Source organism: Paraflavitalea speifideaquila (assembly GCF_032395985.1).
Taxonomy (GTDB): domain Bacteria; phylum Bacteroidota; class Bacteroidia; order Chitinophagales; family Chitinophagaceae; genus Paraflavitalea; species Paraflavitalea speifideaquila.
In genome coordinates this window covers 183,541-208,435 of sequence record NZ_CP135920.1, presented here as the reverse complement: position 1 = coordinate 208,435, position 24,895 = coordinate 183,541, and the positions used below count along the sequence as shown (strand labels likewise).

Genomic DNA, 24,895 nt, shown 5'->3' with positions numbered 1-24,895 from the left:
ATGCCAATATAAAAAATTTCCGTTTGGTTCTTTGCGGTACCAATCCCACTCTACCTCTTTCCAAATTTTTGTAATGCGGTCGCGTATGTTTTTTTCAAGCAGGTTGTTGGCATCGAAATATTCTCTTGCTGTTAATAATCCCTGTAATAAAAAGGCTGTTTCTACGAGGTCTCCCCATTATCGTTGGGTCCGAAGAAAGGCTCTACTTTTCCAGTGGGGCCATCTATAAAATGTGGAAAGACGCCATGAAATTTATCTGCTTTTGTAAGAAAGGTTGTTATTCGATCAAACCTGTCGGCCGCTTCCTGCCTGGTAATAAATTTTCTTTCTGCACCAACGAGCAAGGCCATGATGCCGAATCCTGAGGCTCCTGATGCAATCATGTTGGTGCGACCTGGTATGGATTCGGGGGCAAGGCCACTGTGTGCTTCTGCTCCTTCCCAATAGTAACGGAAGTTGGCTTCCTGCACCATATCCAATAACTGCTCATCGTTCATCAGGTGTGTTGTTGCACTGACTGCTTTGGACAAGGGGATTCCTGATAATGGTAGCTAAGAAAACTGATCTTATAATGGTATGTATGGTCTACTGTATCCACATAGTCGGCATACCGTTGTATGGCCGGGGTCTCTATTGCCACGGGGTAAAACTGTTGCCCGTCTGATGACTGGTAGATCTTGATGTATTTAATGGCTGTGTCGGTGATCTTTCCCCAGAAAAGGTCTATGTGCTTTTCATAAGCTCTGGCTGTCAGGTTTTGGGGGATTGCATTTAACGAATGGGGCTCTGTGGTAGATAATTCGATCTGGTCGATATAGAGGTGATGCTCTTTGCCTTCTGTCGATTGTTGTTGAAAAGAAACTGTACTGATCTCGTTTATAGCGGTAATTCGCGCTGCTATCAACTTTTGTAACGGCACTTCTACTGTTAACCATTCGTTGATTCGATATGCTTTTATATAGTCCTGTATGGGTAAAAAAGGGGACTGTTTTTTGTTTGAAGTAGCGACAGCTATGGCTGGCAGTTCTGCAGGTGAGGTTGCTGTTTGAACATATAAGCGAAAGGTCAATTGTGTAGCCGGTTTAAAATAATCAATTCCTCTGCCTGGCCGATACTGAATACTTGCTTTCCATTTCCCACTTTTTGCTGAGATATAATGCAATTCAAGTGCATTGCCAGGGGTAAAAACCACCTCTTCGCTTACAGGAAGTTTATGGTTTGTATTTTTAATCCAGCTAGGGTTGGTATAGGTGGCTTCGCTAAAAAAATAATAGTTGGGCATCCGGCTGTTTGCAAAAACACTTTATCATGCCGGGGTTCCTGGGCATTTATAGTATGCCCGAGAAAAAAGCAACCTGCCAATAATATATTTCGCATGCCTTTTATTTTATCATGGGGCTTTTAAAGCCCAGCTTCTTCAAACCAGCCTTTATTTCGGGGCAGCTCATAAACAGGTACCACAGCAATCCTGTACGATGATTTTCCATCATTACAACTATAGGTCCCTGGTCGATGGCCAGGTAATGGGGAGGATACCAGTTAGCGGTTTCGCTAAAAGCATCATAGAATCCATAAGGGCCCCAAAGTTTATCTTTCATGTTATGGTACCAATGTTTCATGGCGGCCATGGATTGTTCGGGGGTATAGGGAAAGAGGACAAGGCAGCAGTGGGGGATATTACGCCCAGGTCGTTTTTGTCATCGGGCGCATGGGCTGCATAACCGGTCACGGAATAACTGGCGGTAAGGCCCCAGTTATCCGATCCGTATCCCTTGTATTTTTAGGATTGGTTACGCACCATTGGTAGTTGATGAGGGCCTGGTTTTTGGTTTCCTCACCATAATCGGCATAACGATCTTTCAGCCCCCTGGGATCGAGGCCCAGGTAAGAATAATGGGCCCAGAACAGTGGTCCACCATTGGGGGATTGCCCTGGTAGCGAAGTTGTAACTGGTATGGGAAGGTAGTAGTTGCGGCTCCTGTTTTACTGGGTGGATTGGCCATGATCTTTCCATTTTCGGCCCAGCCCTCGTGGTATACTTCGGCCGGTACGCCATGGGTAGGAGAAGATGCGGCGAGGACGTACATGATGAGGCATTCATTGTATCCTCGCACAGGAAAGTTCATTTGCCAGGCATAATCAGGACTCCAATGCCAGTACAATACATTTTTCCCGTTTCGGTACCAGTTGAAGTCAACTTCCTTCCAAAGCTTATCGGCCCTTGCTGCCAATTGCTTTTCGGCTTCGCTGCCATTAGCAAAATATTGGCGTACGCATAGTAGTCCCTGAAGCATATAGGAGGATTCGACAAGGTCGCCTCCATTGTCTTTTTGACCAAAGGGTTTTACTTTACCTGTTTCGCCATTGATCCAGTGGGACCAGGCGCCATGGAAACGATCGGCCTTTTCGAGGAACTGAACGATCTTTAGCAATCTTATTCTTCCTTCTTCGCGGGTAATAAACCCTCTTTCGATGCCCACGAGGATGGCCATTACGCCAAAGCCGCTTCCGCCGCTGGTCACAATGTGCTTATCGTTCTCAGGATAGATATTATCTGCATGGAATCTTTCTCTTCCCATACCGCTTACAGGTTCGGCACCATCCCAGAAATACTGAAAGGTTTGTTGTTGTACCAAGCGGAACAAGGCGCTATCGGATAAAACAGCCTGTTCTTTTTGGGTAGTATCGGTTTGGGTATTGGCAGGCTGTTTGGTGGGAGAGGCACATGCGACCAAAAAAACAAAGGACCATGGCATTAACGTCATCCTGTTCTTCATTCGTTTGATTTTAGTGTCTGTAAGCTGGTATATACCTGTTCTTTGTTCCATGTCAGTATTTGTGTTTAGAAAATAGAATGTCTGACGCTTATTAGCAATAAGGTTTAATTATAGATTCTTAGTGATGGGCAGGAGGAACAAGTTGGGCACATATCGCCTGCCGGACTGGTAGCCGTAACAACATTACTGGCATAAAACCAGTAAAACTGCATGGTATGTGGCCCGCCGGAGGAGGTAAGGGTAACGGTGTAACCACATTCTGCTTCGATCTGCCCCATTATATAACCCGCAGCTGCATGTGGGGGTACAGAAAAATTATAATTATGTCCTGCATTCCAGAGGTGCACATAAATATAATCGTTTGTCGGATTGCTGGTGGCGCAGTATACATCAATTAAGCTTTTGCGCTAGCGCCGGATGAAACTTTATTGAAACTAAAACTAACTGTAATCAGAAATAAAAATGCAAGGATGAAGGTTATCTTTTTCATACGAATACAATTTTGATTAAAAAAACTGTTACCTATTGCAATAAGTGTCAGACATTTCAAATTTGATCAGAGGTTGGGGCCCTGGAAACCCAGGGATTTCATACCTGTTTTTATTTCGGGGCAGCTCATAAACAAGTTCCACAACAAGGCGCTGCGATAGTTTTCGATCATCACAATAATCGGCCCCTGGTCAATGGCCAAAGATGAATTGGCAAACCATAATTCTCTTAAGGAAAAGGCATCTGCAAAGCCGTACTCTTTCCATATTTTATCGCCCAAGGTGTAATAAAAGAACTTCAGGGCCCTCATGGATTCTGTTGGCGTATAAGGAAAGGAAGAAAGGGCGGCAGTTGGCGCGATGACCCCTATATCGTTGGCAGGCGAGCTGGCAGCATATCCATTGGGGATATCGCTGGCAGTAAGGCCCCAGCATTGTTCGCTATAGCCAAAATTGGCGAGGGGGTTGGTTTTACAATAATTGTAATTAATGAGGGTATGGTTTTTATTCTGGTCCCAATAACTGGCCCATGCATCGGTTAAGCCTGTGGGGTTGATACCCAGAAAGGAATAATGAGCAAAAATAAAGGGCCGCCATAGGGAGGGCCAAGTGGTAACTGGATGCCGTAATGGGATCTGTTGGTTTTGAAGGCGCCATTATTGGTCCAGCCATTATCATATACTTCTTTATTTATGCCATAGGTGGTAGAAGAGGCTGCCAGTACATAGGTAATCAGGCATTCATTCCAACCCCGTATGGGCAGGTTCATATCCCAGGCATAATTGGGACTCCAATGCCAGTACAATACTTTTTCATTGTTTTTACGGAACCAGCTCCATTCAACCCGGTCGCTGATGGCATTAATATCGTTGCGCAAGGTTGTTTCGGCAGCATCGGCGCTGTTAAAAAATTGTCTGGCAGTAAGCAGTCCTTGTATGAGGTAGGAAGTTTCAACGAGATCGGCCCCATTGTCTTTGGTGCTGAACGGGGTGGCAGCGCCGGTAGCGCCATTGAGCCAATGGGAATAGGCGCCATGAAAAGTAGCGGCATTGTTTTGAAGGAATCCCACCATTTTTGCAGACGGGACAATCCTTCGGCCCTGGTAATGAAATTGCGGTGAATACCGGTTAAGATAGCCATGATACCAAAACCAGAACCGCCTGAGGTTACTACATCGCCCGAAGTATTGCGCTCTCTGGCAAGGCCGCTGACGGGATGACCAAAATCCCAGAAATATTTAAAGGTTTGTTGCTGCACCCTGGTGAGCAGCTCATCATCGCTGATGCGGGGAAATTTATCTGCCGGGTCTATCGCAGTAACCAGGTTAAGGGCTATAGGGGTGGTGAGATTGCCACCAGTTGTAGACTTTAATAGCGTTGAGACGGCTATTGAATATTTTTAAGGTTGCCCAAAGGCTGGGCAGGTTGCAATACAATGATGCTATCGGCCTTTTCGTAGGTCGCATTGTAATTAACTACGGTGCCATTGGTTTCAGTAATGGAGATACTTCCTGCTACGCTTTGACGATTGATGGCGGCAGGAAAACAATTTTTATGGCAGGATTAATCGTCACATCATAATAATTGGTAATGGCAGGTACATCGTTTACGGTCCATGCCGTAATGTTGAAATTGGCAGGTGCGGGAGGTGGAGGTGTTGGGGTATCGGATGAGCTTTTTCCGCAATGAAGAAATGCAGTGGCTAAGATCAGGCAAGTGATTATGGTACGTACGGTGGTCATTGGGATGTAAAAAGAAAAGTTAAGTGAATATTGTAGGGTGGACGGTACAAGCAGGTATACAGGAGCTGATTAACATTCAGCTCCTGTATTTGCCTGTTTCTAATTATAAATTATTGCTTGTTCTTAAAAAGGTTGTTCACATCACTAGCAGAGAGGGCGGTATTGTAAAACCTGAATTGATCCAGTCCGCCTTTCCAGGTAGAAGACAACCAATCATCGGTATCAAAATTGGAAGATGGGCCACATCCAATTCTGAATTCACTGATCTTGGAATCATCAATATTGATATCGCCATGGGTTCCCCATTTAGGTACGATGCTATTGGCCACACCATCTACATACAAAGTCACTCCGCTGGTCGCTGCATCATATACAAGGGCTATATGGTGCCAGGCATTGTCCAATAAGCCGGCAATCATGTTGCCGCCTTCCCAGGTAAACCAGTTGTCGGCCATCTTGGCATCAACGGCCACAAACTTAAGGGCACAGGCAGCATTATTACCTTCAAACAAGAGGAAAAAATTACCGCCTGACCAGTGACCATTGCTGGATTTAAAGCTAAAGGGATATTCGGGGCCATTGGTGCCGGTATTATTTTTGGTTTGTCCATTCTTTTTCTCCCAGAATGAAATGGTGAAGCTTTTTGAAAGAGGCGCCCAGTCATTGGGTTTCGGATACTTTACATACTTCTTATTTTCTCCGCTCAGTGCTTTGCCACTGATGCCATCGGTACTAGCCAAGGGGTTATCGGAGGGGAAGGTAGCTTTAACGCTGTCGACTGCATTCATCAATTTGTCGGCAGTAGTGCCATCAAATGCCGCATAGAATTTTAATGGTCCTCCGGGCGGGTTTTTATCTTCCGGATAATTCCCCAAAGATGGCCTGTCCATTTTTTGGCAGGAAGTCATTGCTATAATGAATACAAGAGAAAGTATAGCGTATGCTACCTTATTGTTTTCTCTTTTCATTGTATTAAGTTTAAATGTTAGTGTTAAATGTGATTTGCCAAACGGTACAAACCTGGGATAAGGTTTATGGATAATCAGGGTTTTGCACCAGCACACCGCCACTCCTATCTATATCAGCCTGCAGGAAGGGCAGGTACCTGTTTTTAGGCAAGTATCCCAGTGGCCCCAGTACTGTTTCAGCTTCGCCCCAGCGAACGAGATCATAGAATCGCTCGTGCTCCATGGCCATTTCTATCCTTCTTTCATGGCGAATGGCAGTACGCAGAGCCGCTTTATCGGTAGTAACAACTGGGGGCAAAACAGCATTGTTGCCGGCTCTTGCCCGGGCTCTTATCTGTTCCAGGTAGCCCAGGGCTTTGGTAGTATTGGCAACGCCTCCCACTTCGTTGGCGGCTTCGGCGGCCATGAGCAATACGTCGGCATAACGCAGCATACGCACGTTCAACCAAAAGCCAAAGCGGTCGCCGGTAGCCAGGCGTCGTGCGGGATCGGTATACACTTTTTTGTTCCAATTGGGTTGGATGGCACCCAGTGAAGCGGGCACTCCTTCGGGACCGCCGGAAGTAAGGACGGTAGCAGCTTTACGTGGATCGCCGGCTTCAAAAGCATTGATGAGATCGGCAGTAGGTACGTTGAAACCCCATCCAAGATCCCAATCGCCGCTGCCCCGTACGCCCTGCACCTGGTTATAGCTATTACCATATTTCACTGAACCATTGGTATTTTCATACATCTGCACTTCGAAGATGGATTCGCTGGTATTCTCTCCTTCTTCTGTGAAGTATTTGGCAAAGGAGCTTTGGAGTGTATACTGGGTGGAACTGATCACTTCTTCACATTTTGCCAGTGCTGCACCCCAATCATTGCGGTACAATTTTGTTTTCGCGATCAGTGTGTTGGCGGTTCCCTTTGTAACACGGCCTACGAATTTGGCATCCCATGACAGGGGCAAATTAGCAGATGCAAATAGCAGGTCGGCATCAATGAGCTGGTATATCTCTGCAACAGATTTTTAGGAACGTTGGACTGTGAGTTTTCATACACTTTAAAATCTATCAAAGGAACAGCACCATAGTCGCGCACGAGGTCGAAATAAGCCCAGGCCCTGAAAAATTTCGCCTCGCCCAAATTGGTAAGGCTTGCCGCATCTGTCAGTTTCAGGGAGTCAATTTTATGAATAACATTGTTGCAAAGAGCAATAAAACTATAGTGGTCATTCCAGTTTTCAACGGCAACATTTTGGTCGCTTACTTTATCATATTTAAACTGGTCGTACCGTGAGCCATTGAGTTTTTGATCGTCGGGGGTACTTCCTTTCATGGCATCGTCTGACCGGATGCTCTTAAACCAGATCATGGGCCAGCCGGACATGCCTTCCTTGGTGCGGAATGCACCATACAAGCCGAATACATCGCCTTCAACACCACCCTGTACGATATCGTCTTCTGTACCGGTACCAAGGGGTTTTCGATCCAGGAACTTACTGCACCCGTTGATGGCCACCAATACCGGCACCAGTGCAAAAAGAAATAGGATGATCCTATATTGTTTCATATCTAAATGTTTTAGTTGTTATCAGAATGTAACATTAAAGCCTGCAGAGTAAATGGCGGGTACAGGATAAGAACCATCATCCACACCAAACCGTATAGCCGAGCCCCCAAATTCGGGAGTGAACCCTGAATTCTTTTAAACGTCTTTAGGTTTTGCGCATTCACAAAAACACGCAGTGCTTTAATTTTAACGCCCGCCAAAGAAGATGGCTTGAAGTTGTAGCCAAGCTGTACATTCCTGATCCTTAAATAGCTGCCATCTTCAATCATGTAGTTTGAATTCTGCAGGTTAATGCTATGCCCTGTAGGCGCAGGCTCCCAATTGGAGGTACCTGGCGCAGTCCAGCGGCCAAGGCGGTCGGCACGGTAGTTGAATGGTGCAAAGGTGCTTCCATTGCCCCATGCCCTGTAAATCTCATTGCCATACACACCCTGGAAGTCGATGCCCAGGTCGAAGCCATTGTAATCGGCACCCAACGAAAAGCCATAAATAAAATCAGGTGTAGGGTTACCGATCTTTACCCTGTCTTTATCGTCAATTACACCATCACCATTCTGGTCTTTGAACTTCAGGTCGCCAGGACCATAATCGCCCAGGGAAGAAGCGACAGGGGATTTTAATTTATCGGCATAGGACTGGTAAATACCTTCTACTTCATATCCATAGAAATAGCCGATAGGGTATCCCTCTGCTGTTCTGGAAGCACCGTCAATAATTTCAAATCCTGGTTTATACAGGGATTTCACTTTGTTGTTGAGGGTAGTAATATTACCGCTGATGGTATAGCCGATCTTATTAGTCAGCTTATCGCTCCAGGTAGCAGATACTTCCAAACCATTGTTCTGTACTTCTCCTGCATTGGTAATACCCGGTTTGTTTCCTTGAATACCCGGGAATATGGTCAACAGGTTTTTGGTGAGCTTATTAAAATAATTGGCTTCCACGCGCAGCCTGTTTCTCAAGGTAGAGAACTCAACGCCGGCTTCCATGGAAGTAATGGTTTCCCATTTCAGGTTAGGGTCGGCCAGGTAGGCAGGTGTATAAGCGGGGATCAGGTTGTTGCCAAAAACAGCAGTTGCACCGCTCACCAATTGTGGATAGAATGGATAATGTACATCTACGTATTGATTACCCAAAATACCCCAGGAGGCTTTCACTTTCAGGAAGTCAAATATGGTCAGGTCTTTCATAAAATCCTCTTCTGTCATTTGCCAGGCAGCGCCTACGGCAATAAAGTTCTGGTAGCGGTTGGCAGGTGAAATTTCTGAGGAACCATCTCTGCGGAAAGAGGCATTCAGCATATACTTTCCTTTGTAGTTATACAGTGCCCTGAACAGCATGGAAACAGTAGCCTGCTCCCATTGCAAGGGCTTGGGATTGCCAAATATGTCATCGCCGGGAGAGATACCTGAAACCCTGGAAGCAGGGTCGCCAAAGAAGTTATCGAGATACCAGAAACGCTTGTCATAAGGAATTGGCGTACCTGTGGCTGGTTGCCTTACCCGTCCATTTGTTTCTGAATAGTCGTTAAAGTAGGTAATAAAACCACCCATGGCGGTCAAAGAATGTTCCCCGAACTTCTTTCTGTAGGTCAACAGGTATTCCTGTTGGTATTTGGAAAATTTGTTCTCTTTCTGGTATACTTCGGTTTGTGTAAATCCGGCATAATTGGCCACGGAGTTATCCTCTGCACCGTATACTTTGATGAGGGGGTATATTTCCTTTGGTTGTTAAAGCCAAGGTCGCCATAATAGGTAGCCCGGAAAGTAAAATCTTGCAGGAAATTGATCTCGGCAAAAACGCTTCCAACCACCCTGTATTCCCTGGAAATATCGGTGTACTTATAAGCGTCAATCAACATGGGGTTCCCAATCTGGGGGCCACCAATTTCGTTGGGCAATTTATTATAGACTCCCTTTTCTTTATTAAAGGCCTCTACAATGGGGGTAGCGTTAATAGCGGCTGTGTAATCATGCAACTGAGGCAGGCTAGCTCTATAGCCATTGATATTAAATCCTACTTTAATAGACCTCGATACCTTCAATTCATCACTTATATTCAGGAGTATTTTATCCAGTTTTTCAAATTTGATCAGCCCTTCCTCCTTGATATAACCAATACCCATGTAAAATTTATTCTTCTCGGTACCACTGCTAATACTGATGTTATTGGAAGTGATGATGGGATTATCTTTTGAGATCAGGTCTACCCAATTGGAATTGCCGGTGAATTTATCATAATAGGCAAAAGGAGCTGTGCCCTGTAAAGCTCTTTGCTCATTAAACAAGGTTTTAAAGCCATTGGCATCGGTGAGTTCCACCTTATCTACTACTTTTTTGAACCCTATGGATGAGCTGAGGGTAATATTTGTAATTCCGCTTTTTGCTTTTTTGGTTGTAACGATGATCACCCCATTGGCGCCACGCACCCCAAAGATGGCCAGGGAGGAAGGATCTTTTAGGATCTCTATGGATTCTATATCCGAAGGGTTGATAAAGTTGATATTATCATTCAACAATCCGTCTACAACATACAGTGGTTTAGTTTGGAAACGACTGATGGTACCCCTTATTCTGATATCCGGTTCCTGGCCGGGCCGGCCATTATTTACTACTGAAAGTCCTGAAACCTTACCCTGTAAAGAAGCTACGGGATTGGTATTGGGCTTATCGGCCACTTCCTTCCCTGCTACTTTAACAATGGACCCTGCGAGGTCTCTTTTACTGGCGGTACCATAACCGATTACCACTACCTGTTCCAATTGAAGATTGAGGGTCGCAATACTACATTAATCACTGTTTGCCCCGCAACAGGGATCTCCTGTGAGATAAATCCCACGGAAGAGAAAACAAGGGTAGCATTGTCGGGCACAGTGATGGAGAAAGCGCCATTGGCATCGGTGGAGATACCTGCATTACTGCCTTTTACGCGTACAGAGGCCCCGACTATGGGATTGCCGGTAGAGTCGGTGACACGGCCGCTTACCTGGGCAGGTAATATGACGGTATTGGCCTGTTTGAGCACTACGAGGTTACTATTGAGTACCTCATAGGTAAGTGAAGTGTTTAGCAATACCCGGGTTACAACAGATAACACTTCTTCATTGACGGCCGTAATGTTTACTTTAAGGTCGGCATTGAGCAGGCTCTGGTTGTATAAGAAACGATAATTGGTCTTTTTTTCGATGGCCGACAGTACTTTTTTTTATGTCGGCCGATTGCATGTTGAGGGTTACCCGGGATTGGGAGTAGACTCCGGCTGACACATGCAGGCAACTGACCAGGAGGATGGCAACCGTTAATTTCATGATAAATGCAAGCTTTAAAAGGTTAGGCCTCCCGAACAAATCGGGTAAAGTCCTTATTTTTTCATACTTTAAGCATTGAAAAGGGTTATTAATTGGTACCTGCAACTTTCCGAGGGTTGTTAGCATACCGAAATACTTTTTCATTTACAAACGGGATTCCGCGCCAACGGAGTCCTGTTTTTTGTATGTGTTCATGTGCTATTTGATTGAAGCATTGGCAGTCATAATTTTGGTTAGTAATCGTTATCTGGAAATTGTAATCGTTTTTCCCTGGACCTTGTAAGTAAATGATGCTGTGATGGTAAGAGCCCGCATGGCATCGTTGATGGTTTCATCTTCAAATACGCCGGTGAAGCGCAGGGCCGCAATATTTTCATCGGTAAATTGGATGGATACGCCATACCAACGTTCCATTTTTAGTGCCAGCTCCTTAAATGATTCGTCTTCAAATGCCAGTTTATTCTCAACCCAGGAGGTTTCAGCAATTGAGTTGTTACTTTTTGCCATGTTAAATGGGTGATGGTCACCAGGGGTTCTGACTTTGCTGGCGGGGGTTGGAAGTATTCTCGGCATTGGGTACTGTATCCCTGTTTGCTACTACAATTTTTTTCATTGGGCTTGAGGATGATCTTTTGGGAGGGCCGGTCTTTGAGTGATACTTCAATGCTGCCATGGATAAGGGCCGCTTCGGTGGTTTTGTCGTTGGGATATGACTTTACATTGAATTGGGTACCCAGCACCTTTACATCCATTTTGGTGGTGTGAATGACAAAAGGTTTTTTTCATTCCTTACTACATCAAAATAGCCTTCCCCTATAAGGGTCACTTCACGTACTGTACTGCCAAACTCCTTGTTATAGGTAAGTTTACTACCTGCATTGAGCCATACGCGGGTGCCATCGGGTAGTTGGACCCGGGTTTTAGAGCCATTACGGGTAGTTATTTCACTGGGTGGATTATTTTCGACCTGGGATATTGTTTTGGCTGCAGAGGAGAAGTACAGATTATAAATAAACGATGCCGCAGCCAGTATGCATACGGCAGCTGCTGCCCAAAGCAGGGGGCGGCGGCGGGAAGGTTGTCGTGACCCTTCCAGCAATAATGCCTTGTCGTCTGGCGCCTGGCCAATAGGGATACCCATTTGCTGCATACGGGCGATATGCTGCTCGTATCTACTGGTTACTGACATATCCTGCTGCCCTTCTGGCTGTGACGCATTTTGCCATAGGTCGGTAATGGCCTGGATGGGAAAATGGAGGTCGGGGTGGGTACGTAATAACTGCTCCAGCTCCTTCAGCTCTTCTTCAGAAGCTTCACCGGCGAGTTTTCGCGCCATCAGTTCCCAAATGCGTTCAGTAGCCATACGGTTGCTTGCCTGGTTGTTATTGGTTGATAACCATTAAGGAGCCTAGAATGGGAACAATCCCCTAAAAGGACAGGAAAAAAATTTAGCGCGATAAGTTGGCAGGGCAAAGCAAGGGCTCCTACGAGCTGGCCGGATAACGGGAGGATGAAAATCCGGTAGAAATGGGATGGCAGGAGGCAGGGAAGTTAGAAGCGAACTATCTTTTGAGGTTTACATTAAGGGCTTTGCCGATCTTGGCGAGGGCGATGGCCAATTGATTGTCAATGGTTTTTACGGAGATACCCAATATTTCGGCGACCTCTTTATAGCGGAGACCATCTTCTTTGATGAGTTTGAATACCAGTTTGCACCGGGGCGGCAAGTGGGTAATAGCTTGTTCCACCCGGGCCAGCATTTCGGCGGTCATCATCAGTTGCTCGGGGTTATTGTATTGGCTCTCGAGTTCCACATTAAGGTCGTCAATGGTAATGGACACCTGTTTTTGCTGCCTAAGGAGGTATTTCAGGGCGGTATTCTTGGTACTTATATATAGGTAAACTTTCAGGTTATTGATCTCTTCGAGGTGGCTGCGGCGTTGCCAGATATTGATAAAAACATCAGAAACGATCTCTTCGGTCATTTCATGGACATGGCAAAAGGTGTAGGCGAAGCGCAAGAGGGGTTTATAAAAAGTGCAGAACAGCTCCTTATAAGCGGCTTCATCGTCATAGAGGGCTATACGACGCTGTATTTCCTTGATATTAGCAAGCTTAGACATAGCAACCGACTATTTAAAGACCATCCATTCTGCAGCATTGCTGCCTACACAAGGTAAATCAAAAAATAAAGCAGATTTCTTCCCCATAGTAACTGAATTTCTCTAATTTTGCCACTCGCCGGAAATACCGGTGTATTGTAGACAGTTCTTTCTTTTAAATTATTTACTCCTCCGGGAGAGGGGCCCTTTGCGCAGTCGATTAGAGCATCCCGACTAAAGTCGGGAGGGTCGTAAGTTCGATAGTTCTTTATTTTAAATATTTACTCCCTAGGGAGAAGGGCCCTTTGCGCAGTCGGTTAGAGCATCCCGACTAAAGTCGGGAGGGTCGTAAGTTCGATAGTTCTTTATTTTAAATATTTACTCCTTAGGGAGAAGGGCCCTTTGCGCAGTCGGTTAGAGCATCCCGACTAAAGTCGGGAGGGTCGTAAGTTCGATAGTTCTTTATTTTAAATATTTACTCCTTAGGGAGAAGGGCCCTTTGCGCAGTCGGTTAGAGCATCCCGACTAAAGTCGGGAGGGTCGTAAGTTCGATAGTTCTTTATTTTAATTATTTACTCCCTAGGGAGAAGGGCCCTTTGCGCAGTCGGTTAGAGCATCCCGACTAAAGTCGGGAGGGTCGTAAGTTCGATAGTTCTTTATTTTAAATATTTACTCCTTAGGGAGAAGGGCCCTTTGCGCAGTCGGTTAGAGCATCCCGACTAAAGTCGGGAGGGTCGTAAGTTCGATAGTTCTTTATTTTAAATATTTACTCCTTAGGGAGAAGGGCCCTTAGCTCAGTCGGTTAGAGTATCCCGACTAAAGTCGGGAGGGTCGTTGGTTCGATAGTTCTTTATTTTAATTATTTACTCCCTAGGGAGAAGGGCCCTTAGCTCAGTCGGTTAGAGCACCTGACTCATAATCAGGGGGTCGTTGGTTCGATACCAACAGGGCCCACATCTTAAAGTTGCCGGATGGCTTTTTCGTGTATATTCTATATTCTGAAGAGCTGGATAGGTATTATATCGGTGTAACAGCAGATGTGGAAGAAAGATTGCGAAAACACTTAGCCAATCACAAAGGATTTACGGGAAAGGCAGCTGATTGGTCTGTTCGTTTAACTGAATACTACCCTGATAAAGCGACTGCCCTTAAAAGAGAAAAGCAGTTGAAGGGATGGAAGAACAGGTTACGAATTGAAGAACTCATCCATAAAAGTTCACAACAGGCTTCGTCTTAAATAAGTGCTCACAGCCAAATGCTGTGAGTTTTTTCTTTAACCTTTCGTTAACCGTTCGTAGGATACATTTGATCAATTATTTATCTGGTATGAAAAAAATCCTGACGCTTTTCGTTGCCCTGGCCTCTATGACTGCTGTTATGGCCCAGGACTCTACGACCAACATTACCGTAACCCCCAAAAAGAAGAAAAGGGACTGGAGTAAGGTGAAATTGAGCAACCGCCCCAATGATCACCTGATGTTTCAATTAGGGTATAATGGTTGGTCACAAATGCCAGATACGATCAACACCAAAGGGCTGTCTCGCAGTTTCAATGCTTATTTCATGTTTGACCTCCCTTTTAAAAGTGATCCCCGTTTCAGTGTTGGTATTGGAGTGGGTGTAGGTACAGACAATATGTTCTTCGATAAAATGGAAATTGATATTACCGGTCGCCGGGCTAACAAACTTGGTTTCCGCAATATGGCTGATACCAACCATTTTAAGAAGTACAAACTAGCCACCACCTTCCTGGAAGCACCAGTGGAACTGCGTTTCGTTTCAATCCGGAGAATACCAACAAAAGTTGGAAGATAGCCATTGGAGGTAAGATCGGCACCATGATGAGCGCCAGTGTAAAAGGAAAAACCTTACAGAACAAGGCGGGTAATACCATCAACGCTTATACACTGAAGGAAAAATCCAAACGCTACTTCAACAGTACCCGCCTTAGCGTTACTGGTCGCATAGGTTATGGAGCATTGAGCTTGTACGGCAGTTACCAGGTAAATGCCTTTATCAAAGAAGGTTTTGGTCCGGATGTACGGCCTTTCCAGATCGGTTTGACGCTGAGTGGTTTGTAATCGCTGATTGAGTGGATTTCGCTGATAAGTAAAAATAGGATTGCAGATTTAAAAACTGGGCGGATTTCGCTGATATAAAATAGTAAGGGAGCAGCAAAAGCTGTTTCCTTTTTGTTTTTACAGGCTTCCGGCTATTGAGGTAGCCAATTGATGCCCAGGCAGGAGGGTAAGGGCAAACCTGTAAAGGCGGCAGTTTATGGGTTGTAAAGCCGTTGAAGTAGCTGCCTTTGGAATTATTATGGTTATTTTTGCACACAAAATTTTAATCGTTGTTAGAGAACAAGAACATTATTCAAAAAGAGGAGAAGGCAGTACTGGCAGGGCTGGTATACAAAAACCAAACGGAAGAGCAGGTAAAGGAATACCTGGAAGAACTGGCCTTTCTGGCCGAAACAGCCGGGGCCACGGCTGTAAAGCGTTACATTCAGAAATTGCCGCACCCTGATAGTAAAACCTTTCTGGGGAAAGGTAAACTGGAAGAAATCAAGAACTTTGTTACGGGAAAAGATATTAACCTGATCATATTCGATGATGAGCTAACAGGTTCGCAAATCACAAATATTGAAAAAGTACTGGAGATAAAAGTGATTGACCGCTCGGATCTGATCCTGGATATTTTTGCTCGCCGGGCTAAAACCGCACAGGCGAAAACACAGGTAGAACTGGCGCAATATCAGTACCTGCTACCGCGCCTGAAAGGGATGTGGAAGCACCTGGAACGGTTGGGCGGTGGTATCGGAACAAGAGGACCTGGTGAAACGGAAATTGAAACTGACCGTCGAATTGTAAAAGATAAGATCACTTTGTTGCGCAGGCGGTTGGGAGAGATCGACAAGCAGGCTTTTGTACAGCGCAAAGACCGGGGAGAGTTTATCAGGGTATCGCTGGTGGGATATACGAATGTGGGTAAATCGACGATCATGAACCTGCTAAGCAAAAGTGATGTATTTGCGGAGAACAAACTTTTGCAACACTCGAAACCACCACGCGCAAGGTGGTTTTTGAAACCACGCCCTTCCTGCTAAGTGATACGGTTGGTTTTATACGGAAGTTGCCGCACCATTTGGTGGAGAGCTTTAAAAGTACGCTGGATGAAGTGCGTGAAGCAGATATCCTGTTGCATGTAGTAGATACCTCGCATCCGCAATATGAAGACCAGATCGGTATTGTAAACCATACGTTACAGGAGTTAGGGGCTTATGACAAACCAGTGATCACGATCTTCAATAAGATGGACTTGTATGAGAAAAACACTTTTGACCCCTGGCTGGAAGACGAGGTAAAGCAGGAGATTGGAAAAGAGTTGAAAGAGCGCTGGGAGAACACGCTGCAAGGTAACTGTGTATTTATTTCGGCACTAGAGCGTAGAAACCTGGAAGAGCTTAGGAATACGATCCTGACGAAGGTGAAGGAGTTATACCAGATCCGCTATCCTTACAAGACCAGTTATTTGTAATCGTATCCATGAGCGAAAAGAAATATACCTGGCATAAGGTGGCGGAAAGTCTGGCCGAAGTGGCCATGGGTGATGGACATATTGCTGTAGTAGAAGTAAATGGCAAAAAGATATGTGTGGGGCAATATCAGCAGGAACTGTTTGGCTTTGCTTATAAGTGTCCTCATGCAGGGGGCATTATGGCTGAGGGATATATTGATGCGCTGGGCAATGTAGTATGTCCGTTGCACCGCTACAAATTCAGTGTTAAGAATGGGCGCAATACCAGTGGCGAGGGGTATTATCTCAAAACCTACCCGGTAGAGCAGCGGGAGGAGGGTTTGTTTATTGGCCTGCCGGATAGTGGTTTATTTGGCCTTTGGTGAAGGTTTTATCCCGCCCTATTCAATTTTCATTTCATTTGGAGAGCCTCTCTCCTTCTTCGTATCAGACGACTTCTTTTTCGATCTCCATTTTGATCATTGGCGCCACATGGTAATAAGCGGCTATTGATTCATTGATCATGGGCAGTATCCCGGACAATTGTTGATGGGAGCGGGCATTGGCTTCAATGGAGGTCATTTTGGAAAACAGGTCTTTCACCTGGATGATGCCCAGGCTGCTTTTAAGTTTATGGGCCAATTCAAATACTGTTTTCCAATCTTCTTTGATGGCGGACTGTTTCATTTCTTCCAATCCAGCAGGTACCATGGTTTCAAATACTTTGTGTATTTCCCTGATCACCTTATAATCGTTGAGCTGCAGCAATACAGAAATATCGAATACGGGATATCCTGCTTTGTAAGCCATGAGGGAGTACCCTCAGCCGCTTCTTCCTTGCGCTGAAGCAGGAATTTTTCCAGGCAACGACGCAATTCTTCCGGGGCAAATGGTTTGGCCACATAATCGTTGGCGCCAATCTGGAGGCAGCGTTGTTTTTCATTTCTCAATACGCTGGCGGTTAAAACAACGATGGGCACATCCAGTTTCAGCTGCCGGCGAATATAATCGGTAGCCTGAAAGCCATCCATTAAGGGCATGTGGAGGTCCATCATGATCAGGTCGGTGGTGTTCCTTTCGAGCCAGCGAACGGCTTCTTTCCCGTTTTCGGCCACTGTAACGGTCAGGTGGTATTGTTCCAGGCTGTACTTCAATACGCGCTGGTTCACATCATTGTCTTCTACAATTAGTACATGCCTGCCATTGTAATCTTCCAGCTCATTGGGCTGCATTATGGGTTTTGTGTTGCCCCGTATCACTTCCTGTTCGGTACTGGTACCAAAAGGAAGGAATACGGAAAAGGTGGTGCCTGCGCCGGGTTTGCTGGTTACATGTACTTTACCCTGCTGCAGTTCGGCCAGCCGCTTGGTAATGGCCAGGCCAAGGCCCGTACCGCCAAAGCGGCGGGTAGTATCGGAGGAGGCCTGCGAGAAGCTTTCAAAGATGAGGCTTAGCTGTTTGGCATCGATACCTATACCCGAGTCGCTCACCTGCAAGCAAAGGATCACTTGCTTACGATCCTGTTCCTGTACGTTTATTTCGAGGGTTACATAGCCTTGCTCGGTAAACTTAATGGCGTTGCTGAGCAGGTTGGTCAATACCTGGCTAAGCCGGTGAGGGTCACCTACGAGGTAAAGGGGTACGGCAGGATGCAGGAGGGTTGAAAAGTTGAGCGCTTTTTCTTCAGCTTTGATCTTGAAAGTAGCATTGATGGTTTTGACTATATCGCCCAGGCTAAAGGGTATTTTTTCAATGCTGATCTTACCGGCTTTGATCTTGGAGAGATCGAGGATATCGTTGATCAGTACCAGGAGGTTATCGGATGATTGTTTGATCATTTGCACGTATTCCTGCTGGTGTGGCTGGAGTGGGGTTTGCATTAAGAGGCTGGTCATGCCGATGATGCCATTCATGGGGGTGCGTATTTCATGGCTCATATTGGCCAGGAATTGCTCCTGTAAGGTTTCGGCGGTCTCGGCTTTTGGCGGGCCAGGATCATTTCCTGTCTTGATTTGACCATTTCGGTAATGTCTTTCATGAAACCGCTTACCCGAGTAGATGGTTGTCTTTATCAAACAGCGGGAATTTGATGGTGAGCAGGTGGTGTTCGCCATCGGGCAGTTGTAGTACATCCTCCAGTTCTACGGATTTAAGTGTTTCGATCACTTCTTTATCTGCGGCTGCATATTTATCGGCAGAGTTCTTATTGTCCTGTACTTCAAACACTGTCTTTCCGATGATATCATCTTCGGTAAGGCCAAATACTTCCCGGCATTGTTTGTTGGTGAGGAGGTAGCGCCCTTCGAGGTCTTTTACATAGATCATGAGGGGGCATTGTCGAGGATGGCTTGTACGCGGTATTGGTATTCCTTTTGTTCTTCTTCGCTTTTTTCCAATCGTTGACGCATCAGTTCCTGGTCGGTCACATCTTTTACGACGCATTGAAAGCCCTGTACTTTGCCATCTTTTTCGAGCAGGATGGCATCCTGTTCTACCCAGCGGGTACCATTGTTTTTATAGTTGATGGGGAAAATGAAGTTCGATTCGCGGGTGCGGTTCGTGAACTGCTCCATGTATTTTTCAGCTACACGGGGAATCCAATCTTCCCGGATGAGGGTAGAAAAATGCTTGCCCATCATTTCTTCGGGGGTATAGCCGGTGAGGTCTTCTACTTGTTTGCTGATGAAGGTAAACATGCCGTTGATATCGGCCGTATAGGTAATAACACCTGCATTTTCTACAAACTCGCGGTAGCGGGTTTCACTTTTCACCAATTCATTATCTGCTTTGCGTATAAGCTGAATATCCCGGTAAAGAAAGAAAACCAGGATGGCGATGATCAGCAGTACTGCCAGTGATGCGATGATGGCGGTTTGCAGTGATTTACGGCCTGCTTCCTGATTGTTGAGGGTGGTGGCCAGGAGGAGTTCATTTTCATCGGCTTTCATATTGGCCAGGGCTGCTTTGATGGTCTCCATCAGCGTTTTGTCGCGGGGACTGGTGATGAGCTGTACTGCTTGTTGGGGGTTGGTATTGAATGCCTGGATCACCTGCTGGTGGTAATTCAGTTTTTGATGGATCAATTGTTCCAGTTGTTGTATGCGGGTTTGCAGCGGAGGGCTATCGGCTACCAGATGGGCTACCAGTTGTACGCTGGCCAGGATGGTATTGTTTTGTGTGGGCAGGGTGGTAATAAAGGTAGTATCGCCTGTGGCGGCATAGGCGGTTACGGTGGCACTTGATTCGGTGAGGAGGCTTTGTACCTGGTCGAGCCCTTTAATAACATTATTGGTATGGGTGAGTGATTCCTGGGCGCTTTGTGCGCGGGTGCTATCTTTCCAGGATGACCAGATAAAGAAAGCCACCCCTGCCAATACGATCAACAGCACGAAGAAGATGGGCATATATGTCTTCATGGATATTCTGTATCAAAGGTTAATGTGAAGCCATGGGGAGCTTATCAAATAGTAAGTTACTATAATTTGTTTGGGGAGGCGAGGAAAATGGCGGGCTGCTAGCGAAAATATTTCTGTCAGAAAAATTTCCCGATCGGGAGCGATGAAATCCAAAAATCCCTATTTTTGCAACCCCTTTGGGGACATGATGTGGAAAGGCCGGCTAAAAGCCTGACACTCATCCTTCAAAAGGGCATTACCAGGGCTGTAAAAGGCAGTTGGGACATACATTCCTCCTTAGCTCAGTTGGTTAGAGCATCTGACTGTTAATCAGAGGGTCGCTGGTTCAAGTCCAGCAGGGGGAGCACTGATAATCAACTACTTAAAAGCCACCACTCGGTGGCTTTTAAAATTTTCAAACAAATTTTCAAACACTTCGAGACAGGGTGTTTTGAAAGAGCTTTATAGGTGCAAAAATACGTAAAGTAAATAAAGACATGCACCGTTGAAACTTCACTTCTCTTAGCTACCGATCATAACCCACAAGTAATCCTTGCAATTTTTATTTACATTGTTTAGTTCTGCTGCCAGCGCGAACTACTTAGCTACCGGTATCGCTTCTGTCTTGCAAATAAATGCTCAAAGTATAACTAGGTGTACTTGTTGATTTCAATAGCAAGCTTCCCAACAAACTTCTATTGTTTACAGGCCACTCGGGATGTAAAAATTAATACCGCTATTTCGTTAATGTGTCTATTACGGCGATGATGGGCCAGTCAAAACGGAGCATATTGGGCCAGTGATTACGGAGTCAATGGGCCACTTTCCGATGCAATGTTAGGGTAATGATTTAAGATTATGCACTTAGTTTCTTTTTCTTTCTGAGCGATTCACCTTGTAATGTAATTCTGTGCGAAGCATAGACCAATCTGTCCAGGATGGCGTCAGCCATCGTACTTTCTCCAATAAGGCCATGCCACTGGTCAACCGGTATCTGCGTGGCAATAATTGTGGAAGCCCTATCGTAGCGTTCCTCGATCATATCCAGCAATGTGGTGCGTGCCGCCTGGTCCACCGGAGTTAGTAAAAATCATCCAGGATCAATAAGGGCACTTTGCCAACTGCTTTAATCATCTTGTGGTAAGTCCCATCCAGCCTGGCAAGTTTAGCTTTGTCCAGTAGCCGGCTTGTGGCGTAATAATGCGTCCTGAACAGGAACTGGCAGGCTTTGACGCCTAAACACTGCGCCAGATAGCTTTTGCCCGATCCGGTAGGACCAGTAATAATGATATTCTCCGCCTTATCCAGGAACTGCAGGGATAGCAGGCGGTCAACCACATTCTTGTCGAGGTTCCGGGAGGCCTGGTAGTCGATGTTCTGTGGTGAAGCGCTTTGTTTGAAGGCTGCCAGCTTGATCAGGCTGTTGATGCGTGTTTTCTGCCGGTGTTCCCATTCTGCATCCACCAACAGGGCCAGGAGTTCGTCGGTGGTGCAATGCCTGTAATGTTGATCCGTAAGGCTCTGGTGATACAGGCCTGCCATGGTCTTCAGATGCAATCTGCGCATCTTTTCTACTGTACTGTTCTCGTTCATACTAATTGATTGTGGTGTTGTGATGACCTGTTATTGATAATATCCGGCTCCGCGGATATTGTCGTGTAGTGGGATACGTTGTTGTTCTGCAGCGTCTTCTTCGGATCGGTCCAGGCCTGCCTTTAAGATCCGTTCAATAGTGTGGTAGCCCGACCGGTGGTAGTCGAGCGCGCGCCGGCAGGCTTGCTCCAGCCTTTGGGGTGTATAAGTGCCTGCGAGCGATAAAATGCCCTGGCACTGCTTATAGGCGATCTCCGGGTAGGTGTATTGGGTGAACAATCTTTGTATATAGGCCAGCGTATGAGCACCTACCTGCCCGGCTTTTTGTTCGAAGAAGGGCGGGCTCCACTCGTTGTGCGCCTGATGGCTGGAGGGCATATGATCTCCCTCGGTCGTATAGTCACCGGCCTTATAGGATCGTCTGTGACTGGCGATGCGTGTATGATTGTAGAATATCTCTACTTTGTCCTGGTTGTATTGCACTTCCACATGCTGCCCCTGGTACCGGTAAGGAACGCTGTAATAGTTTTTGTCTTCGCTCAGGTAGATATGGCTTGTCTTTTGAACTTTTGCCCGTTTGTACTGCCGCAGGTGATAGCGGCCTGGTGGCAATGGCTGCAGCAGGGCTTCTTCCGTATCCACAAACTGCTGGCGACGCGTAGTGCCGCCATGAGCGAAGAGGTAGTCGTTATAGGCGGGTAGCAGTAGCGACAACTCTTTGTTGAGGTCGTCCAGACTGAAGAAGGTGTGTCGTGAGAGCGGATAATAGATCCGTTGATAAACAATCTGCACTGATCGTTCGACCAGGGCCTTATCCTGTGGATGATAGGGACGGGCCGGATCGACGGCACAGCCATAGTGAAGGGCAAAATCGGCGAGGGTCTTATTGATCAGCGGGGCATACTTATGACCCTTGCTGACGGCCGATTTTAAGTTATCTGATACAATGGCCTGGGGTACGCCACCCATCCAGTGAAGGCAATCACTCAAACATTTGATCAGGTCTTCCCGCTTTTGGGAAGACACCGCTTTTACGAAGGTGTATTGGCTACAGGGAAGGACCGCAATAAAAACTTCCACTTCAACAACTTCGCCACTGGCCTTGTCAATGTAGGAGAGCTTTTTACCGCAAAAGTCTATAAACAGCTTTTCTGCTGCCTTGTGAGTGAGTTTGCCGCTGGGATCTATGCGTTTTTTCCATTGCCGTATATGCCAGCAAAACTGTGTATACCGGTATCCGTCCGGATGTTTGAGTAAATATTCTTCGTGTAGGGTGGCCAGCGTCGCGCCAGGCTTCTTTAACTCCTGTTCGATATAGCTGAAGTTACCGGCCAGGGTCTCATAGCGCTCTTTCTCGGTCTGACTATCTTCTGTGAAAAGGTCAACCAGTTCAACATCTTCCAATTCCAGCAGCGTCTCACAAGGCAGTTCCAGGGCCTTAAAGCGGGCCATATAGCTGTCGATCGTCTTACGGATCAACTTAACAAAACCGGCGATTTTACGGTTACTCCAGCCCTTCTGCTTTAAAGAGATGATTGTTCGTATTTCCATGATATTGATTCTTTGACCCGCCATGTACCTGTTTTTTTGTACAAGGCTATTGCAATCATGGAAAGTGGCCCAATGACCTCCGTATTATAAAGCTGACGGCTCCAATTTGGCCCATTGACCTCCGTTTTAGGATCCGGAACATTACAAAATGGCCCAATGACTTCCGTTAAACAACCTGCGCGGAAATCAGATTGACCCATTGGCCTCCGTCATTAAATGCTCTCTGTGAATTTTGGCCCAGCATGCTCCGTTTTGACTGGCCCCCTATGCTCCGTTTTACCTGGCCCAGTGACTTCCGTATTAGACACGTAAACAGACTATAGTATCTGAAAGACTTTCCCGGTGCGTTAATTGACCAAAAGCCATGCAAAGAAATTGCTTCCAACATGAAAACTGTTTGGATTTAAAATCGCCTTTGTATCGTTCAACACAACCATAAAATGCTTTGTGCGAAACAAGTTCCATTAATTGTGAGAATACATATTTGCCCTGATTCATAAGTATTGAATGTCAATACTTTAAAACAAGTCAATATATTGCAGATTTCAAATCGTTTCCATTCAATAATCCGCTAAAACCCAATACAGACAACAATTTCAAAGAACTTATTTATTCAACATCGAAACAGTACTGATAGCGAGTATTATTTCTTTAAGCATTACAACAAATATTGATAAATTATTAACCAAAGTCCGCCGGGTTTAACAATAAAGAATGCCTTTTTGTTTCGCAGACTTTTATTCGATAGTTTTAGTGTATAAACTTTCAAGCAAAATTATCTGCCTGCGAACACAGTGAACATCGAAAAACAACTGCTTATTAGAGTATCAAAGGGTGATGAAAGGGCCTTTGAGCAACTGTTTAACCTATATTATAACCAAATAGGCGATTTCATCATGCGCATCGTTGAATCAAAGCCGTTGACGCAGGAAATCGTGCAGGATGTTTTTCTGAAAATCTGGATCAGTAAGGATACTCTCGCTGAAGTGGAATCTTTCAGGGCTTATCTTTTTATAGTAGCCAGAAATCATACATTCAATTGTCTGAAGCAAATAGCCAGAGAACGGAACCGTAAAAAGAATGGATCAAAAGTGTTTTGCAGGACGTAGAATATATCAACGATACTCCTGAAATTGATCTAGGGACGCTCGTTGACGCCGCGGTGGAGCAGCTGCCCCCTCAACAAAAGAAAGTATACTTGCTCAGCCGCCTGGAAAGACTTAAACAGGAAGAGATAGCCCACGAACTGGGTATATCGCTTGAAACGGTGAAAAACACATGGTACTGGCCTTGCGCTCCATTAAAATTACTTGCAGACGCACCTCGGAGTCCTCCTCCTTATCACAGGTTTCCTGAAGCGATAAAAAATTCTTGTTCTCATTACCTCTTTTCTTCTTCCCATTGTCTTACTTACGGAACGGCTGTAGAAATTTTTCCGTTTTACTATAAAAATTCACACATGAGTGATTCAAGATTGGCGTATTTGTTCAAGGCTTATTTTAATAAAACGGCCAGTTTCGACGAGTGGAATGAGCTAATGACATTGCTGGAAAAGGAGGAGTATGATGAACAAGTGAAAACTTTATTGACCGAGGCATGGGAGCAAACTGATTTTCGTAATGAGGTGTTTGACAGTAAAGAGCGAGAGAAAATGCTGGCTAAAATAATATCCTTGCAGAAGTTGGAAGAGTCAGTTCCAGTAATGCCGCTTCAACAAAAAAGCTTCAGCTGGAAAAAGTTGCAGCTGCCGCGGCGGTTCTTATAGGCGTATCCGCAGGTATTTATTTTTTATTTAATAAGGAGACAAAACAGGATATAGCGCATTCAGATGCCCCTGTTGATAAAAACGAAGTCATTGTTCCAGGTGGTGATAAAGCTACCCTAACGCTGGGGATGGATCTAC

General features: G+C 45.6%; 27 protein-coding genes, 2 tRNA genes and 3 pseudogenes. 9 read left to right on the top strand and 23 right to left on the bottom strand.

Annotated features, from left to right (window positions below; all coding sequences use genetic code 11):
* Positions 1-161 precede the first annotated feature (161 nt).
* From RS881_RS01445 to RS881_RS01375, 15 genes and pseudogenes are all read right to left on the bottom strand, one after another.
* Positions 162-497, bottom strand: a complete 336-nt coding sequence (locus RS881_RS01445) for a hypothetical protein (RefSeq protein ID WP_315819451.1) — start codon at positions 495-497, stop codon at positions 162-164.
* Positions 497-1,282 carry a hypothetical protein gene (locus tag RS881_RS01440; protein ID WP_315819450.1) on the bottom strand — a complete coding sequence of 262 codons (786 nt, stop codon included), beginning with the start codon at positions 1,280-1,282 and terminating at the stop codon, positions 497-499. The genes RS881_RS01445 and RS881_RS01440 overlap by 1 nt, the downstream gene beginning before the upstream one ends.
* Positions 1,283-1,382: 100 nt before the next feature.
* Positions 1,383-1,863 (bottom strand): annotated as a pseudogene (locus tag RS881_RS01435) (glucoamylase family protein).
* Entirely contained in the window at positions 1,860-2,735 is an 876-nt protein-coding gene (locus RS881_RS01430; protein ID WP_315819449.1) for a glucoamylase family protein, read from the bottom strand. The pseudogene RS881_RS01435 and the gene RS881_RS01430 overlap by 4 nt, the downstream one beginning before the upstream one ends.
* 146 nt (positions 2,736-2,881) lie before the next feature.
* Positions 2,882-3,124, bottom strand: a complete 243-nt coding sequence (locus RS881_RS01425) for a hypothetical protein (RefSeq protein ID WP_315819448.1) — start codon at positions 3,122-3,124, stop codon at positions 2,882-2,884.
* A gap of 209 nt (positions 3,125-3,333) precedes the next feature.
* Positions 3,334-4,034, bottom strand: a pseudogene (locus tag RS881_RS01420) (glucoamylase family protein).
* A gap of 1,082 nt (positions 4,035-5,116) precedes the next feature.
* Positions 5,117-5,974, bottom strand: coding sequence for a LamG domain-containing protein (locus RS881_RS01415; protein ID WP_315819447.1), 858 nt, complete (start codon positions 5,972-5,974; stop codon positions 5,117-5,119).
* 64 nt (positions 5,975-6,038) lie between these two features.
* Positions 6,039-6,926, bottom strand: coding sequence for a RagB/SusD family nutrient uptake outer membrane protein (locus RS881_RS01410; protein ID WP_315819446.1), 888 nt, complete (start codon positions 6,924-6,926; stop codon positions 6,039-6,041).
* The gene (locus RS881_RS01405) at positions 6,896-7,528 is read right to left on the bottom strand and encodes a RagB/SusD family nutrient uptake outer membrane protein (RefSeq protein ID WP_315819445.1); all 633 of its coding nucleotides are present in this window, start codon (positions 7,526-7,528) and stop codon (positions 6,896-6,898) included. The genes RS881_RS01410 and RS881_RS01405 overlap by 31 nt, the downstream gene beginning before the upstream one ends.
* An 11-nt stretch (positions 7,529-7,539) precedes the next feature.
* Positions 7,540-9,204: a SusC/RagA family TonB-linked outer membrane protein gene (locus RS881_RS01400; protein ID WP_315819444.1), complete on the bottom strand. Its 1,665-nt coding sequence runs from the start codon at positions 9,202-9,204 to the stop codon at positions 7,540-7,542.
* Complete coding sequence (locus RS881_RS01395) at positions 9,120-10,277, bottom strand: TonB-dependent receptor plug domain-containing protein (RefSeq protein ID WP_315819443.1); 1,158 nt, start codon at positions 10,275-10,277, stop codon at positions 9,120-9,122. The genes RS881_RS01400 and RS881_RS01395 overlap by 85 nt, the downstream gene beginning before the upstream one ends.
* Entirely contained in the window at positions 10,277-10,624 is a 348-nt protein-coding gene (locus RS881_RS01390) for a carboxypeptidase-like regulatory domain-containing protein (protein ID WP_315819442.1), read from the bottom strand. Before RS881_RS01390 ends, RS881_RS01395 begins: the two co-directional genes overlap by 1 nt.
* A 454-nt stretch (positions 10,625-11,078) precedes the next feature.
* Positions 11,079-11,342 (bottom strand): FecR domain-containing protein, encoded by a 264-nt coding sequence (locus RS881_RS01385; RefSeq protein WP_315819441.1) that lies wholly within the window; start codon positions 11,340-11,342, stop codon positions 11,079-11,081.
* Between the two features lie 235 nt (positions 11,343-11,577).
* A complete protein-coding gene (locus tag RS881_RS61460; RefSeq protein WP_315819440.1) occupies positions 11,578-12,198 on the bottom strand; it encodes a FecR domain-containing protein in 621 nt (206 codons plus the stop codon).
* Positions 12,199-12,397: 199 nt separating this feature from the next.
* Positions 12,398-12,958: an RNA polymerase sigma factor gene (locus RS881_RS01375; protein ID WP_315819439.1), complete on the bottom strand. Its 561-nt coding sequence runs from the start codon at positions 12,956-12,958 to the stop codon at positions 12,398-12,400.
* Between the two features lie 859 nt (positions 12,959-13,817).
* On the opposite strand from RS881_RS01375, the gene RS881_RS01370 reads away from it, so the two are divergent.
* From RS881_RS01370 to RS881_RS01340, 6 genes and pseudogenes are all read left to right on the top strand, one after another.
* Positions 13,818-13,891, top strand: a tRNA-Ile gene (locus RS881_RS01370).
* 10 nt (positions 13,892-13,901) lie between these two features.
* Positions 13,902-14,174: a GIY-YIG nuclease family protein gene (locus RS881_RS01365; protein WP_315819438.1), complete on the top strand. Its 273-nt coding sequence runs from the start codon at positions 13,902-13,904 to the stop codon at positions 14,172-14,174.
* An 89-nt stretch (positions 14,175-14,263) separates the two neighbouring features.
* Positions 14,264-14,752 carry a hypothetical protein gene (locus RS881_RS01360; RefSeq protein WP_315819437.1) on the top strand — a complete coding sequence of 163 codons (489 nt, stop codon included), beginning with the start codon at positions 14,264-14,266 and terminating at the stop codon, positions 14,750-14,752.
* 23 nt (positions 14,753-14,775) lie between these two features.
* The gene (locus RS881_RS01355; RefSeq protein WP_315819436.1) at positions 14,776-15,018 is read left to right on the top strand and encodes a hypothetical protein; all 243 of its coding nucleotides are present in this window, start codon (positions 14,776-14,778) and stop codon (positions 15,016-15,018) included.
* Positions 15,019-15,287: 269 nt separating this feature from the next.
* A pseudogene (gene hflX / locus RS881_RS58870) lies at positions 15,288-16,474 on the top strand (GTPase HflX).
* Between the two features lie 8 nt (positions 16,475-16,482).
* On the top strand, positions 16,483-16,839 hold the full coding sequence (locus RS881_RS01340) for a Rieske (2Fe-2S) protein (protein WP_315819433.1): 357 nt from the start codon (positions 16,483-16,485) through the stop codon (positions 16,837-16,839).
* Positions 16,840-16,900: 61 nt separating this feature from the next.
* Here the strand turns inward: RS881_RS01340 and RS881_RS01335 are convergent, their stop codons facing one another.
* The 4 genes from RS881_RS01335 to RS881_RS01320 are packed head-to-tail and all read right to left on the bottom strand — an operon-like array spanning position 16,901 to position 19,869.
* Positions 16,901-17,221 (bottom strand): Hpt domain-containing protein, encoded by a 321-nt coding sequence (locus RS881_RS01335; protein ID WP_315819432.1) that lies wholly within the window; start codon positions 17,219-17,221, stop codon positions 16,901-16,903.
* Complete coding sequence (locus RS881_RS01330; protein ID WP_315819431.1) at positions 17,194-18,528, bottom strand: ATP-binding protein; 1,335 nt, start codon at positions 18,526-18,528, stop codon at positions 17,194-17,196. The genes RS881_RS01335 and RS881_RS01330 overlap by 28 nt, the downstream gene beginning before the upstream one ends.
* Positions 18,500-18,778 carry a PAS domain-containing protein gene (locus RS881_RS01325; protein WP_315819430.1) on the bottom strand — a complete coding sequence of 93 codons (279 nt, stop codon included), beginning with the start codon at positions 18,776-18,778 and terminating at the stop codon, positions 18,500-18,502. Before RS881_RS01325 ends, RS881_RS01330 begins: the two co-directional genes overlap by 29 nt.
* Positions 18,775-19,869 (bottom strand): CHASE3 domain-containing protein, encoded by a 1,095-nt coding sequence (locus RS881_RS01320; RefSeq protein ID WP_315819429.1) that lies wholly within the window; start codon positions 19,867-19,869, stop codon positions 18,775-18,777. Before RS881_RS01320 ends, RS881_RS01325 begins: the two co-directional genes overlap by 4 nt.
* Positions 19,870-20,139: 270 nt before the next feature.
* Between RS881_RS01320 and RS881_RS01315 the strand changes: the two genes are divergently transcribed.
* Positions 20,140-20,213: transfer RNA gene (locus RS881_RS01315), tRNA-Asn, on the top strand.
* 491 nt (positions 20,214-20,704) lie between these two features.
* On the opposite strand, the gene RS881_RS01310 is transcribed toward RS881_RS01315, so the two are convergent.
* The 4 genes from RS881_RS01310 to RS881_RS58865 form a co-directional block, all read right to left on the bottom strand.
* Entirely contained in the window at positions 20,705-20,923 is a 219-nt protein-coding gene (locus tag RS881_RS01310; protein WP_315819428.1) for an ATP-binding protein, read from the bottom strand.
* 5 nt (positions 20,924-20,928) lie between these two features.
* Positions 20,929-21,441, bottom strand: a complete 513-nt coding sequence (locus RS881_RS01305) for an ATP-binding protein (protein WP_315819427.1) — start codon at positions 21,439-21,441, stop codon at positions 20,929-20,931.
* Positions 21,442-21,471: 30 nt separating this feature from the next.
* Positions 21,472-23,016, bottom strand: a complete 1,545-nt coding sequence (gene istA / locus RS881_RS01300) for an IS21 family transposase (RefSeq protein ID WP_315819426.1) — start codon at positions 23,014-23,016, stop codon at positions 21,472-21,474.
* A 276-nt stretch (positions 23,017-23,292) separates the two neighbouring features.
* Positions 23,293-23,457, bottom strand: a complete 165-nt coding sequence (locus RS881_RS58865; protein WP_350340366.1) for a DUF4372 domain-containing protein — start codon at positions 23,455-23,457, stop codon at positions 23,293-23,295.
* Positions 23,458-23,786: 329 nt separating this feature from the next.
* Here RS881_RS58865 and RS881_RS58860 point away from each other — a divergent pair, with 329 nt between their 5' ends.
* Positions 23,787-24,101, top strand: coding sequence for an RNA polymerase sigma factor (locus RS881_RS58860; RefSeq protein WP_350340075.1), 315 nt, complete (start codon positions 23,787-23,789; stop codon positions 24,099-24,101).
* Positions 24,089-24,757 (top strand): sigma factor-like helix-turn-helix DNA-binding protein, encoded by a 669-nt coding sequence (locus tag RS881_RS01295; protein ID WP_315819425.1) that lies wholly within the window; start codon positions 24,089-24,091, stop codon positions 24,755-24,757. Before RS881_RS58860 ends, RS881_RS01295 begins: the two co-directional genes overlap by 13 nt.
* The last annotated feature ends 138 nt before the right edge of the window (positions 24,758-24,895 follow it).